A 13,829-nucleotide genomic window follows, 5' to 3' on the forward strand; every position below is an offset into this window, starting at 1 on the left:
GCAAATTATGTGTCAGAGGCTGCAAGCCACTGTCTGACCTGGCTTTCCGGGTCTTCGGCGCGAATGAAATCGCTTACGGCGGCAACGCTGTCTGCCCCTGCCTTCAGGCAGGACGGCAGCCGATCAAGCGTGATGCCACCAATGGCAACCAGAGGGACATCGCCGCTGAGTTCACGCCACTCGGTCAGGCGCTCAACACCTTGGGGACCAAACGCCATCTTCTTCAGTTTCGTTTCCCAGATCGGACCGAGTGCAACGTAATCGGGCTTGCAGGCCAAAGCACGCTGCAGTTCTTCATGGCTATGGGTCGAGATGCCGAGGCGAATGCCTGTCTGGCGGATGGCCTCAAGGTCTGTGGTCTCAAGATCTTCCTGCCCCAGATGCAGCCACTCATAGCCCAGTTCGATTGCCAGCTCCCAATAATCGTTCAGCACGAGGGCGACATTATGGCGGGCGGCCAGTTCCTGGGCAGTTTCAGCCTGCGCCCGGATTTCTTCTGACGGCATGTCCTTGAGGCGCAGCTGAATGAAACGCGCGCTCGCTCCGCCGAGGCGTTCGACCCAACGAGGATGATCAACGACAGGATAGATTTTCGAAGGCAGACGGGACATTTACAGCATTTCTCCACCGAGGCTGCGGGCCAGACCGAGGGTCGGGGTCGAGGGCACCGCCATATCGCGTTCTTCCATAGGGTCTGCAGCAAATCCGGCAAGCCCGGCTTCGCACGCCAGACGAAACGCAGTGGCCATCTGGGCCGGGTTTCCTGCTTTGGCGACCGCCGTGTTGATCAGAACGGCATCGTATCCGAGCTCAAAGGCTGCCGTGGCGTGAGATGGCTTTCCAATGCCGGCATCCACGACCATTGGAATGTCCGGGAAATGGCTGCGCAATGCGCGGAGGCCGAAAAGATTGTTCAGCCCCCTGCCCGAACCAATTGGTGCGCCCCATGGCATCAGCACCTCAGCACCCGCACGGAGCAACCGTTCAGCCACAACCAGATCTTCCGTTGTGTATGGGAAGACCTTGAAGCCATCTTCCGTCAGGATCCGTGTGGCCTCGACCAGCCCAAAAACATCTGGCTGAAGTAGGTCTCCCTGGCCGATCACTTCCAGCTTGATCCAGTCCGTTCCAAAAACATCCCGGGCCATCTGTGCTGTGGTGACCGCTTCCCGAACCCCATGACAACCTGCGGTGTTAGGGAGAATGGGGACGTTCAGGCTCTGGATCAGAGACCAGAATGCCTGTCCTGCCTGAGCGCCCGCAGCTTCGCGACGCAAAGACACGGTTACAACACCAGCCTGAGCGGCCTTTACCGCGTCTGCGAGAATGGCGGGGCTGTCATATTGGGCCGTGCCCAGCATCAGCCTCGAAGAGAGTTCAGTGCCGTAGAACTGCATGTCAGCCTCCCTGCATGGGGGCAAGAATTTCGAGGACGGCGCCCTCTTCCACCGTTTGTGCACTCCGCTGGTTGGCTGGAATGAAAAAACCGTTCAGGGCCGTCGCCACGCGCGCCTTGCCGTAGCCCAGTTCATCAAGGACCGCGCCAAGTGTTCGCGCGTGAACTTCATGGAGTTCGTCATTCACGGTGATCTGCATGATGTCTCTCCCATCCAGGGGTATAAGAGGAAGAAAGGGTCTCAGGCCCGATCCGTTCCGAAAATGATGTCACAGACTTCTTGTGCACGCGCGGGCGATAACAGGAAACCATGACGATACATGCCATTAAGGGAGATGCACTTCCCGTTCTGCCTCACCCTCGGAACATTGTCAGGATAGGCTGGTCGGAGGCCAGCATTAGCCTCCAGAAGCTCGGCTTCCGCGAAAGCAGGATGCAGCGTATAGGCCGCATTGAGCAGTTCGGTCACGGCACGCACCGTAATGCCGCGCGTATCATCACTTTCGACCATAGTGGCCCCGACCATGAAGACGCTGTCTGCCCTCGGTACAATATAGACCGGAATGCGCGGATGCAGCATGCGAACAGGTCGGTGAAGGCTGATTTCCGGACAGCGTAGCAAAACCATCTCCCCACGCATGCCTCGAAGGTCATTTTGCATGGTCCGGGCCGCTACGCCCGTACAGTCAACAACCCAATCGAATTCATCATCGTTAATCGCCTGAACAGTCAGGACCTGGCCACCTTGTTGCTTGAGGCGTTGAGCCAGAGCCAGCAGGGCCTTGCGAGGATCGACATGACCTTCTTCCGCAAAGAAGAGCGCCTTATCGAAACGGCCTGCAAGATCTGGCTCAAGCGCATCAATCTGGGGAGCGTTGAGGATTTCGAAGTGACTGGTGCGGCGTCCAAAGCGGTTTAGCTCTGGTGTATCGCGAGGTGGCGCGACGACGAGGCTGCCTGCCCGCACAACGTCTGGAACGTGGGCTTTCCACCAATTGAGCGACGTTAAACTGTCCTGAGTGACCTCGTCTGGTGCTGATTCTGCTTCACACCAAGGCGCCAGCATGCCGCCTGCAAACCACGAGGCACCAGCGCCAACCCGGCCGCCGATGTCATGAACTGTGACGTGCGCGCCGTGTTCCGCCAAAGCCACAGCAGTGACCATTCCGGCTACGCCAGCCCCTCGAACCAGAATGCGAGGTCCAGTCATCCACGTCCTCCTCGTAAAAGCGGGACGTGTTTAACATGGCTTGACTGTTTGGTCAGGAGGCGCGCACGGGGAGATGATCGGCTGGGTACAGAAAGATCGTATAGCGCCCTTCCGTCAGACGTTTGGCCGGAGTGCCAAATGTGCGCACGGCCTCGGCTTCCCCGAAGGTCTCTTCCGGGTGTGGGATCAGGACGAAAAAGGCTTTTCCATCAAAGTCATGCCAATCCATTTTCTTGCGAATGTGCACGAACGGCGCAACTGTTCCGTTCCCTTGCTTCATCCCGGGGTAAATGTGCATTTTTCCGAGAGAGGCCACTTCCAGATTGCCGGAACTCCACCAGGAACCAACACCATCCGGAGGGAGGTCGCGCTCAAGTCGGCTGAGAAGCTGGTTATCATCGGAACTTAAAAGGCCAGTCGAATGCGCTGGGAGGTTCCGGCAATCCGTAATGAGGGTGACGACCAGGATCATGGCTGCCAGACTCACGGCTAAGCCTTTCTTCGGCCAGACAAGCGCTGTGAGGCAGGCCAAATCAATCCAAAGCGGGAAAAGATAACGCGCGACAGCGATGGGACTGCCATCTAAAGCGATGCGGTTGCTGAGAGCGAGCGCCACGAAATTCAGGGCGGCGGACAGAAGCAGCATCATGGGGAATGCGGCAATCTGGCCCCTGCTCTGCCATCCTGATCGGGCAATCTTGAAAGCCGCAGTAAGAGCGAGGGCGACGAGAAGAAGCCGGAGGCATTCCGGTATTGTGGATGCTACGGCCTGCCCGAAGGGTTCTGCTCCGTAGAGAAGAAGGATGGAGCGAACGGATGTCCCGAAGTTGCTGCTCAGTTGTTCCCATGGTGCAAAGCGGGTTTCCAACGGCTCCGTGACAAAGCCGCCGGTCACGGCATTGATGTGCAGAATGGCTTTGGCCAACACGGTGCTTGCCATGGATGCGAGGACCAAAAGCCCACGTTGGCGAAGAGCAAAGTGCTGAGCCAGAAAAGCGTAGGCGATGATCGCCCCCGCTCCTGTCACTGCGAGTAACGGATCTCCAATCACCCCGAGGCACAGTAGCACTGCGAAGGCCGCCAGTGACCGGTAGGAGCCCGATGAGAGAAACCGGTCAGCCCAGTGAAGTGCCCAAAGACCGTAAATCAGAGCGCCCATATGGATGGCAGACAGCGTGATGAAATACGCCATCGGAGAGCGCATCAGGGGAAAGGCAAGCACTGGCAAAAGAAGGGTCGCTGCGCCGAGGCGTTCCTCAATGCCTCGCAAGCGCAGAAAAACCACCGAGAAAGCTGACGCGACAACGCCGACCCATAGGATTGCGGGTTGCACCATCAGAAGAAATGGGCTGCCTGCCGGTCTGCCTAACAGGTGCCATAGTCCGCTCAGGACGGCGCTGAGAGGGATATCGGACGTCCAGAAATCCGGCGGGGTCAGAACCCAATCATGCAGGCGCCAGTTTCCATGCAGTACATCCAGCCCCGCAAGGAAATAGGACGCCTGATCCGATGTCTTGGGCCACAGCGAGCAGACGTAAACCGCTAGAACGAGATAAAGCGTTAGCCCTATGACCGAAGCAATAAAATAGCCGTTTCTAAAAGAAAAATTTCCAAAAAATATTTTTGATATCATTGGGTTGAGAAGGCTTTCTCATTTTTTATCTGAAGGTGAGATACGAGTATTTCGACTGGATGAGCAGGCCGCCGTCCGGCAAGACGCTTTGTCTGGCAACGACAGGAGAAGCCCGTTGCCAGAATATTGCCTTCCGCCTTGCTGGCCCAGTTCTGGGCAAAAATGCTGGCGGACAGATCTGCATGTTCCTTCTCATGGCCGAACAGGCCCGCCATCCCGCAGCAACCAGCTTTGCCCGCATCTGCCTGAACGCCCAAATGTCGCAGAATGACCGTCCAGTCCTCAGCACTTCCCGGGCGTACAGCCTGCTCTGTGCAATGTGAGATGATGGTCAATGCTGCTGTGTCAGGTTTTACCGCTTTTGAAGGTATGATGCCCTTGGTGATCTGGCGTTTCAGAAAGGCTTCCAGTGAAAGCACGGTTGGGATGGCTTCCGACCCTGCGACATCCCGATATTCCTGCTCAAACATCAGACCTGTAGCGGCATCCAGAGAAATAACGGGTACGCCGTGACGAGCGATATTCTTGAGCTGCTTCAGGGTCTTGCGAGCAGTGGCTGAGAAGCCTTTACGAAATCCTCGTACATGCCTGGCCTTGCCATTATCCCAAACGGACGTGACGCGCGGGTCCATCCCAAGAGATTTGAGAAGCGTATATGCGCTTTCGATGACACCGCCATCAAAGCTTCCCGTAAATGAGTCCTGGATCAAAACAACCGACCGGTCATTGTTTCCTGCTTGTTCAAGCCATTTTGTGCTGACGTGCGTGCTTTTGGGCAGTCTTGCGGGGCTGATCTTTGGAAGATCGACAAACCCCAACTGCTTGAGAAATACAGTCGAGATCGGGTTCTGCATCAGAATATTGGCGAGCGTCGGCATCTGTCGGCCTACCTTCAGGAGGGGCTCGAGCCAATACACGAGATAGTCCCTCACCGGGCGGCGATGCGTGAGGAAATAAAGGTCCAGAAACTTCGACCGCATGGATGGAATGTCCACCCGGATCGGACATTGCGTAGCACAGGCCTTACAGGACAGGCATGTGTCCAGACTGGCTTTGAGCTCGGCTGTCAGCTCGGGAAGCGCATTTTTGTCAGCGGCGCTATCAGGGAGTGAATTCAGTCGCGCCCAGCTTCGCAGCAAGGTCGCTCGGCCTTTTGGTGACTGAAGCCTGTCCTTGGTAGCCTTGTAGGACGGACACATGGCCATGTCAGGTTCGCGATTATAGCAGGCCCCATTTCCATTGCAGCTCACAGAGAGGCTGAAGTCATCTCGCAGATCTGAGGAAATCTGCTCGTCAAACTGACCTTTGAACGGAATGCCGTCTATCCGGTCTACTGGATATTTGACGCCAACGGGCGCAAGCTTCCCACGATTAAAAATATCTTTGGGATCAAAGACTTCTTTGATGCGGCAGAGCTCTGTGAAGAGTGTCTCCCCAAAGAAAAGAGGCGAAAATTCTCCGCGGTAACCACGCCCATGTTCCCCCCACAACAACCCACCATGGCGTTTGGTCAGGTTGGCCACGGCATCGGAGATCGGGCGGATCAGGGCTCGATCATGTTCGGACAGCATATCCAGAAAAGGACGGACATGCAGACAGCCAACATCGGCATGCCCAAACATGCCGTAAGACAATCCGTATCCGTCGAGAATGCCCCGGAACTCAGATACATAATCAGCTAGGGCTTCTGGTGGAACGGCTGTGTCTTCGACAAAAGCCACGCCCTGTTTGCGGCCATCCGGACGGCCGAGAAGCCCTACGGATTTTTCACGCAGGGTCCAGAGCTGATTAATGATCGACTGATCAGAAACAGGTTTATAGTCAATGACTTCGTAAGGAGAGCTTTCAAGAAGGGTAACGGCTTCCTGCATCTGTTGATGGAGATGGTCTGCGTTATCTCCCACGAACTCAACAAAACTCATCCCCCGTACGGGTTGCTCTGAACGGGCACCAAGAACGCTTTCCAGGGATTGCCAGACAATATCCTGTGACGCTTTCTCCAGCACACGGTCATCCAGCACTTCTACTGCTGATGGATTGGCTGGAAGAATGGTCTGGACGTCTCGGAGGGTGCTGTCGAAACTGGCGTAGCGCACGACGAGAAGCTGCCGATATCTCGGAAGCTTCCGAACACGCAGCACAACACGCTTCGTTAGGGCCAGTGTTCCCTCTGAACCCGCCAGCAGGCGAGCCAGACTGAACTGGCCATTCTCAAGAAGAACGTTTTCGAGGTTATAACCCGTCAGCCCCCGGTTCATGTCTGGGAAGACCCGACGGATTTCGTCCGCCTGCTCTGTCACCACGCGGTACACTTCGCGATAGACCCGCGCAGAGAGATCGCTATCGGTCTTCTTGTGCTCAAGAGCGTCGCTGGTCAGTTTTTCAACATGGAGGTCACTGCCATCCGATAGCACCACATCCATGGTCTCAATGTAGTCGGATGTGCGGCCGTAAATACGAGAGCCCTTGCCTGAAGCGTCGGTCGCAATCATTCCGCCGATCGTGGCACGGGTCGCAGTTGAAACTGTAGGCGGGAAAAAATAACCGTGGGGCTTGAGAAAGGCATTCAGTCTGGCCAGAACAACGCCGGGTTCGACGGTTACGTGCCCAGTGTCAGGGTCAAAATCCAGAATGCGATCCAGATATCGGGCCACATCAACGACAATCCCTGCAGTCAGGGATTGACCGTTGGTTCCTGTGCCGCCTCCACGCATGGCGAGTGTGAGAGAGCCGTCTTCTGCCGCGCGCACGGCACGGTTCAGGTCTTCGGTTGTTCGGGGATAGATGACGGCCAGTGGAAGGCGCTGGTAAATGCTGTTGTCTGTCGCCCCGACTAATCGGGCAGACACCTGAGGTGTGACATCACCCTCAAAGCCTTCGGCAGCCAGTTTTGCGAGGAAAACATCGCGGATCTGCAATTCAGATGCGGCAAGATAGAGGCCGGAGCGTCCGGCCACACCTGTCAGATCTGCATCGCCACCCATGTTCGTTTCTCCCCGGTCGTATAGCGTGTTGGAAGACTATCCTCGACGAAATGAAGCGTCTTGGAAAGTCCTCCTCACGGAAAGAAAATGTCCTTATTCCACCGTGACAGATTTCGCCAGATTGCGAGGCTGGTCGACGTCCGTACCCTTCAGAAGAGCGACTTCATACGCCAGAATCTGGACTGGGATAGCATAGAGAATGGGGGCAACGAACGCATCGACGTCCGGCAGGATGACAACATGCTCCGCGACGCCTTCCAGGCGCTTGGCGCCAGCCGCATCTGTAAAGGCCAGAATACGCCCACCGCGAGCCTTGGCTTCTTGAAGATTAGAAAGTGTCTTATCGAACAGGATGGTTGATGGAGCGATCGCGACAACCGGAACGGTTCTATCGATCAGGCTGATCGGACCATGCTTCAGTTCACCAGCTGCGTAAGCTTCGGCATGGATGTAGCTGATTTCTTTGAGTTTTAGAGCGCCTTCGAATGCGATCGGTGTGCAGATACCGCGACCCAGATACAGAACATCGCGTGCTTCTGCGATAATGCGCGCCATTTCCTGAATGGCCTCGATGCGTGTGAACACTTCGGCGGCCCGGGACGGCAAATCAAGCAGGCTTGCTGTCAGGGTTTCTTCCCGTGCCTTGTCGATCGTTCCACGAGCCCGTGCAAAATCAATAGAAAGAGCTGCAAGAACAGAGAGTTGTGCCGTAAAAGCCTTGGTTGAGGCTACAGAAATTTCCGGACCAGCAACCATGCCCAGGACGAGATCGCTTTCGCGGCCCATCGTTGAATGCTCGACATTCAGAACCGACACAATGCTCTGTCCTGCCTTCTTGAGGCTGCGCAGGACGCCAAGTGTATCTGCCGTCTCTCCAGACTGGGAAATCAGCAGCGCCACGCCCTTGTCTGGTTGTGGTGCATCGCGATAGCGCATTTCAGACGCCACATCGATTTCCACCGGAACGCGAGCGAGTGATTCAAGCCAGTAGCGCCCGACCATGCCCGCATAGAAAGCAGACCCACAGGCTGTAATTGTGACACGGGGTACCTGTGCCGGATCGAACGGCATTTTTGGCAGGGCAATTGTCTTGGACGCTGGGTCCGTAATGCGCTGAAGCGTCTGGCCGATGGCGACCGGATGTTCGTGCAGTTCCTTCTCCATGTAATGGCGATAGCCATCCTTGCCGACCTGCCCCGCCATGAACGCAATGTTCTGGATTGGACGGCTGACTTCCTGACCGTCCCCGTTGAAGATGATGACATTCCCGGGCGTCAGTTCGCACCAGTCTCCATCATCCAGATAGGTGATGCGGCTTGCCAGAGGCGCCAGGGCAAGGCTGTCGGAGCCAAGGAACATTTCGCCGTCGCCGTAACCCACTGCGAGAGGCGCACCGTGGCGTGCGCCGATGAGCAGACCATCATGACCCTGAAAGATGATCGCAATGGCATAAGCGCCTTCAAGACGCTTGATGGCCGCGAAAGCGGCATCACGCGGTGCTTTGCCCTGATCAAGGTAGAAATCGACGAGATGGGCGACTGTTTCTGAATCTGTGTCGGACAGGAAAATCCGGCCTTCACTTTCAAGCTCGGCCTTCAATGTCGCGAAGTTTTCGATGATGCCGTTATGCACGATGGCAACCCGGCCTGCCGCATGGGGATGGGCATTGGCTTCTGTCGGTGCGCCATGCGTGGCCCAACGCGTATGGCCGATGCCCGTGGTGCCAGTTAGCGGATCAGCCTTCAGAACAGCTTCAAGATTATCAAGTTTGCCAGCAGCGCGTCGGCGGTCAATCGTGCCGTCCGCTGTAAGCGTGGCGATGCCTGCGGAATCATATCCGCGGTATTCAAGCCTGCGGAGAGCCTCGAAGACGATCGGGGTGGCTGGACGATGGCCTACAACGCCACAAATTCCACACATCAGCCCTGCTCCTTTTTGGCTTTAAGGGTCTGTTTGATTTCAAGTCCGCGGTCTGGCTTGATTGTCTGGCGAGCGCGCCCGAAAGCGAGTGCTCCGGCCGGGACGTCTTCCGTGATGGTGCTTCCCGCAGCGATCAACGCGTCATCGCCAATTGTGACGGGGGCCACCAGAATGGCATCAGAGCCGATAAAATTGCGGGCGCCGATCGTCGTCCGGTGCTTGAAGTATCCATCGTAATTGCAGGTGACGGTCCCTGCTCCAACATTGGTTTGTGCACCTACGGAGGCGTCACCCAGATAGGTCAGGTGATTGGCTTTTGCGCCAGGGCCTAGATCGACATTCTTCAGTTCCACGAAATTACCGACATGGGTATCAGCAGCGCAGATTGTTCCGGGTCTTAGTCGTGCATAGGGGCCGATCATGGCGTCCTCGCCCACCGTGCAGCCTTCAAGATGAGAGAATGCACGGATCAGGGCACCGCTGCGAACCGTGACGCCTGGGCCAAAAAAGACATTTGGTTCAACGACGACATCCGGCTCCAGGCAGGTGTCGGTGCTGAAGAATGTGGTTTCTGGAGAGACAAGTGTGACGCCGCCTTCCATCGCAGAAATGCGCAGGCGCTGCTGAAGCGTGGCTTCTGCCTGGGCAAGCTCTACACGTGAATTGACGCCAGCCAGCTCAGTCTCGGGCGCTTCGACGCACTGGACGCGCCCTTCCGAAGCGGCCATTGCGACAACATCGGTCAGATAATACTCACCCTGCGCATTGTCGTTGCCAACAGCGGCCAGCCACCGCCGGAAATCTGCGGCACCTGCGCACATGACGCCTGCATTGCAGAGTGTGATTTCGCGTTCCTGCTCGTTTGCGTCTTTGTATTCTACAATTCGGCTGACGCGGCCCTGCTCTTCAACAATGCGTCCATAACGACCTGGATTGGTCGGGCGCATCCCAAGAAGTGCTAGGCTCGCCCCGCCCTGCCGGGCTTCCGTGAGACGACGCATTGTATCGGCTGTGATGAGCGGGTTGTCTGCGTAGAGAACTGCGATGTCGCCGTCTCCGAACAGGTCTTTTGCAGTGTTGGTCGCGTGTGCGGTGCCCAGACGTTCGGTCTGAACGACTGTTCGGTATGGCTGAACGGCTTTTTCCAGTTCAGGCATATCCGGTCCGACGACGACAACGACGTCGTCAAAGATTTTTCGGGCCGTATCGATGAGATGTGTGATCATCGGGCGGTTTCCAAGGCGATGCAAAGCCTTGGGAAGACGTGATTTCATCCGCGTGCCGAGGCCCGCTGCAAGGATGATGGCTGTGGTGTGGCGTGCGGTATTGGTCATGTTCCGTTCCGGGTATCCAAACCACGCCAATCCGTCAAACGATGGTTGAGTTAGGCTCCATCACTTCCGATTGCCATTTATTGCGAAAGGACGGCGGTGGATTTTGAAGGTGGAAGTGGCTGCTGCATGACAACAGTGACGTGCCCAAGCTTGGGATGATTGAATTCGATCCGCACTGGCACAAGTCCAACGCCATCGATCTCTTTGAACCAGGCTGACCCGGGCTGTGGCGCGGCCATTTTCGAGCGATTTGGAGAGTCTTTTACAAAGCCTGCAATCTGTTGGCCGACAAAGTCGCAGCGAAGCGCCGGACCGGAATAGGCCTGCTTATGACTTTGAGGAATGTCAGATGTAACGGGACCATGCACCGTCATTTTTGTCAGACGCAGCCCATCAAAAATAACGCCAGACCCCTCACAGCTTTTCGTTTGGGTCAGGGTCTCAAGAAGTCGCGCCATTCCACTGAGCGTATCAATGGTATGGGGAAGATCGCTGTCCGGAATGGGATCTCGGTCTGTCTCCGCAGGCTCCAGAATGTCTACATGCGGCGTGTTGCCATTGTAGGTCAGCAGAACACGCCGATGTTGGCCCCGGGATAGCCCTCCGCTGTCATAACGGATGGGTTTGACGTTTCCGCCCGGAACGAAGTCGCCCTCGACGCGGGAATGAATGTCCATCGTCACGAACCAGCTGATCAGACCTGCCGGTCTGATATGCGTTGTTCCGCCGTAGCCCCAAGGTTCGATCTGATATGAGGCATCTGCATCAAGCACATGAAGTCCGCGCATATAAATGGCGAACGTTGTGTTGACCTGTCCGGCCGCATGAGCTGTAGGCGCGAAGCCAGCCAGCAGCACTCCTGCTGCGGCCAGCGCGCGAAGGCCCTTAAACGTCAAGGTTGGCAACCTTGAGGGCATTACCCACAATGAAGTCTCGGCGTGGTTCGACCACGTCGCCCATCAGCGTGGAGAACACCTGGCCAGCCTCTTCCACATCGCCAACCTTGACCTGCAGCAGGGTGCGGGTCGAAGGATCAAGTGTGGTGTGCCAGAGCTGCTCATCATTCATTTCGCCAAGGCCCTTGAACCGGTTGATTGTCAGACCACGACGGCCCTGAGCAAAAATCCGGTCCATGACGTTGGACGGGCCAAACAGCGGAAATTCCTGCGTGTCCAGACGAAGTATGGCTGGCGTCATGAAGTCACGTGCCAGACGCTCGCCTTCCGAAGCAAGCCAGCGTGCTTCAGCAGATTTCAGAATGCTCTGCTCCAGACGGTAGATCTCGCTGACGCCACGTACAGAGCGGGCACATTCAATGCCCGTGCTGGAAAGTGAAACTTTCCAGCCACGTTCATTGGCAGGTGACGCTTCTTCCAGGTGGCGCTGGAACTCTGGAATACGATCGCTGATCGCTGCTGGATCAATATCAAGCACGCGGGATACAGCCGCCTGCTCCAAAATCCACACTGGGATTTTGGTTGCGATATTTTTCAGGTTCTGTGCCGCTGCAATCAGGAAGCGGACTTCTTCACGAAGCTCTTCTCCCGTGAGCTCAAGGCCATCGCCGAAGCGTAGCGAAGCATTTGCCAGAGCCTTGTCGAGCAGATACTGCTCCAGCGCAGCATCATCCTTCAGGTAGCGCTCTTCCTGGCCACGCTTGGCCCGGTAGAGTGGCGGCTGGGCGATGTAAAGATACCCGTGTTCAATCAGTTCTGGCATCTGCCGGAAGAAGAACGTCAGAAGCAGCGTCCGAATGTGGGAACCGTCCACGTCGGCGTCTGTCATGATGACGATCTTGTGGTAGCGCAGTTTGGCAGCCGAGAAGCCACCCTGATCGACTTCACCACGACCAATGCCCGTACCGAGCGCCGTGATGAGTGTGCCAATTTCCGCAGACCCAAGCATTCTGTCGAAACGGGCGCGCTCAACGTTCAGGATCTTGCCGCGCAGCGGTAGGATGGCCTGGAAGCGACGGTCACGTCCCTGCTTGGCTGTGCCACCTGCAGAGTCACCCTCAACGATGAAGATTTCTGCTTTGGACGCATCACGCTCCTGACAGTCAGCCAGCTTGCCAGGCAGCGAAGAAACGTCGAGCACACCCTTACGGCGCGTCAGTTCACGCGCACGACGGGCAGCCTCACGGGCGCTGGCTGCGTCAATGATCTTGGCGACAATCGCCTTGGCTTCCTTTGGGTGCGTCTCAAACCAATGTGAAATCGAGTCAGCTGCCGTGGCATGAACGACCGGCTGAACCTCGGACGACACCAGCTTGTCCTTCGTCTGGGACGAGAACTTCGGGTCCGGAACCTTGACTGACAGGATGGCGGTCATGCCTTCACGCATGTCCTCACCCGTTAGCGAGCCTGCTTCACGCTTGGCAACGCTTTCTGCATATTTACCAACAACCCGCGTCAATGCCTGACGGAAGCCAGCCAAGTGTGTGCCGCCGTCTCTCTGCGGAATGTTGTTGGTAAAGCACAGCATTGTCTCGTGATAGCTGTCGTTCCACGTCAGAGCGAACTCGACGCGGATACCGCTTTCAGTATGATCAATGAGGCCGGTGATCGGCGGGTTAACAATCGAGGTCTTGGACGCATCAAGCCATTCCGCGAAAGCACTCAGGCCGCCTTCGTAGAAGAACCGAAGTTCCTTGCTTTCAGCGTGACGCTCATCGCGCAGGATGATTTCCAGCCCGGAATTCAGGAATGCCAATTCGCGAACACGACGTTCCAGAATGGAAAGCTCGAAATCGACCCTTGTAAAGGTCTGCTTGCTTGGCTTGAACGTCACTAATGTGCCGCGTGGCTCATCTGACGGTCCTACAACCGTCAGGGCTTCATCGCGTTCACCGTGCTGGAAGCGGATCTTGTGCTCCAGACCATTCCGCCAGATGCGAACTTCCATCCATTCGGACAGAGCATTCACCACAGCGGCGCCCACGCCATGCAGACCGCCGGAAACCTTATAGGAATTCTGGTTGAATTTGCCGCCAGCATGCAGCTTGGTCAGCACGACTTCAGCGGCGCTGATGCCCTCTTCCGCGTGCATGTCTGTGGGGATGCCGCGGCCATCATCACGTACGGAAACGGAGCCGTCTCCGTTGAGTGTCAGGATGCAGCGGGTGGCGTGTCCGGCCTGGGCTTCGTCAACGGCATTATCGATGATTTCGAACACCATGTGGTGCAGGCCGGAGCCATCATCCGTGTCACCGATATACATGCCGGGGCGTTTGCGGACAGCGTCCAGTCCCTTCAGTACCGAGATCGAGGAGGCGCCGTAATCGTCACCGTCTGCGCCTGGAATCTCCGGCTGGTTCTGGGTCTCTGACATGCGCGAGGCGGTCTCCGTGGAA

General features: G+C 56.6%; 10 protein-coding genes. All 10 read right to left on the minus strand.

Going from position 1 to position 13,829, the window contains the following annotated elements; translation table 11 throughout:
• Positions 1–5 precede the first annotated feature (5 nt).
• The 10 genes from thiE to gyrB all read right to left on the minus strand — a co-directional run bounded on the left by thiE (position 6) and on the right by gyrB (position 13,807).
• Positions 6–611, minus strand: a complete 606-nt coding sequence (thiE, locus tag ABDK75_RS06115; RefSeq protein WP_346005232.1) for a thiamine phosphate synthase — start codon at positions 609–611, stop codon at positions 6–8.
• Positions 612–1,397, minus strand: a complete 786-nt coding sequence (locus tag ABDK75_RS06120) for a thiazole synthase (protein WP_046901496.1) — start codon at positions 1,395–1,397, stop codon at positions 612–614. It abuts the gene before it with no gap.
• A gap of 1 nt (position 1,398) precedes the next feature.
• On the minus strand, positions 1,399–1,596 hold the full coding sequence (thiS, locus tag ABDK75_RS06125; protein WP_211502714.1) for a sulfur carrier protein ThiS: 198 nt from the start codon (positions 1,594–1,596) through the stop codon (positions 1,399–1,401).
• Between the two features lie 41 nt (positions 1,597–1,637).
• On the minus strand, positions 1,638–2,606 hold the full coding sequence (thiO, locus tag ABDK75_RS06130) for a glycine oxidase ThiO (protein WP_339407610.1): 969 nt from the start codon (positions 2,604–2,606) through the stop codon (positions 1,638–1,640).
• A 52-nt stretch (positions 2,607–2,658) separates the two neighbouring features.
• Positions 2,659–4,239 carry a hypothetical protein gene (locus tag ABDK75_RS06135; protein WP_346005234.1) on the minus strand — a complete coding sequence of 527 codons (1,581 nt, stop codon included), beginning with the start codon at positions 4,237–4,239 and terminating at the stop codon, positions 2,659–2,661.
• Complete coding sequence (locus ABDK75_RS06140) at positions 4,236–7,223, minus strand: FAD-binding and (Fe-S)-binding domain-containing protein (protein WP_346005235.1); 2,988 nt, start codon at positions 7,221–7,223, stop codon at positions 4,236–4,238. The genes ABDK75_RS06135 and ABDK75_RS06140 overlap by 4 nt, the downstream gene beginning before the upstream one ends.
• Positions 7,224–7,316: 93 nt before the next feature.
• Positions 7,317–9,143: a glutamine--fructose-6-phosphate transaminase (isomerizing) gene (glmS, locus tag ABDK75_RS06145; RefSeq protein WP_346005236.1), complete on the minus strand. Its 1,827-nt coding sequence runs from the start codon at positions 9,141–9,143 to the stop codon at positions 7,317–7,319.
• Entirely contained in the window at positions 9,143–10,477 is a 1,335-nt protein-coding gene (gene glmU, locus ABDK75_RS06150; RefSeq protein ID WP_346005238.1) for a bifunctional UDP-N-acetylglucosamine diphosphorylase/glucosamine-1-phosphate N-acetyltransferase GlmU, read from the minus strand. The genes glmS and glmU overlap by 1 nt, the downstream gene beginning before the upstream one ends.
• Positions 10,478–10,554: 77 nt before the next feature.
• Entirely contained in the window at positions 10,555–11,373 is an 819-nt protein-coding gene (locus ABDK75_RS06155) for a DUF3108 domain-containing protein (protein WP_211498109.1), read from the minus strand.
• Positions 11,363–13,807, minus strand: coding sequence for a DNA topoisomerase (ATP-hydrolyzing) subunit B (gene gyrB, locus ABDK75_RS06160; RefSeq protein ID WP_099212412.1), 2,445 nt, complete (start codon positions 13,805–13,807; stop codon positions 11,363–11,365). Before gyrB ends, ABDK75_RS06155 begins: the two co-directional genes overlap by 11 nt.
• Between the last annotated feature and the right edge of the window lie 22 nt (positions 13,808–13,829).

It is taken from the genome of Gluconobacter sp. OJA, assembly GCF_039638325.1.
Classification (GTDB): Bacteria; Pseudomonadota; Alphaproteobacteria; order Acetobacterales; family Acetobacteraceae; genus Gluconobacter; species Gluconobacter cerinus.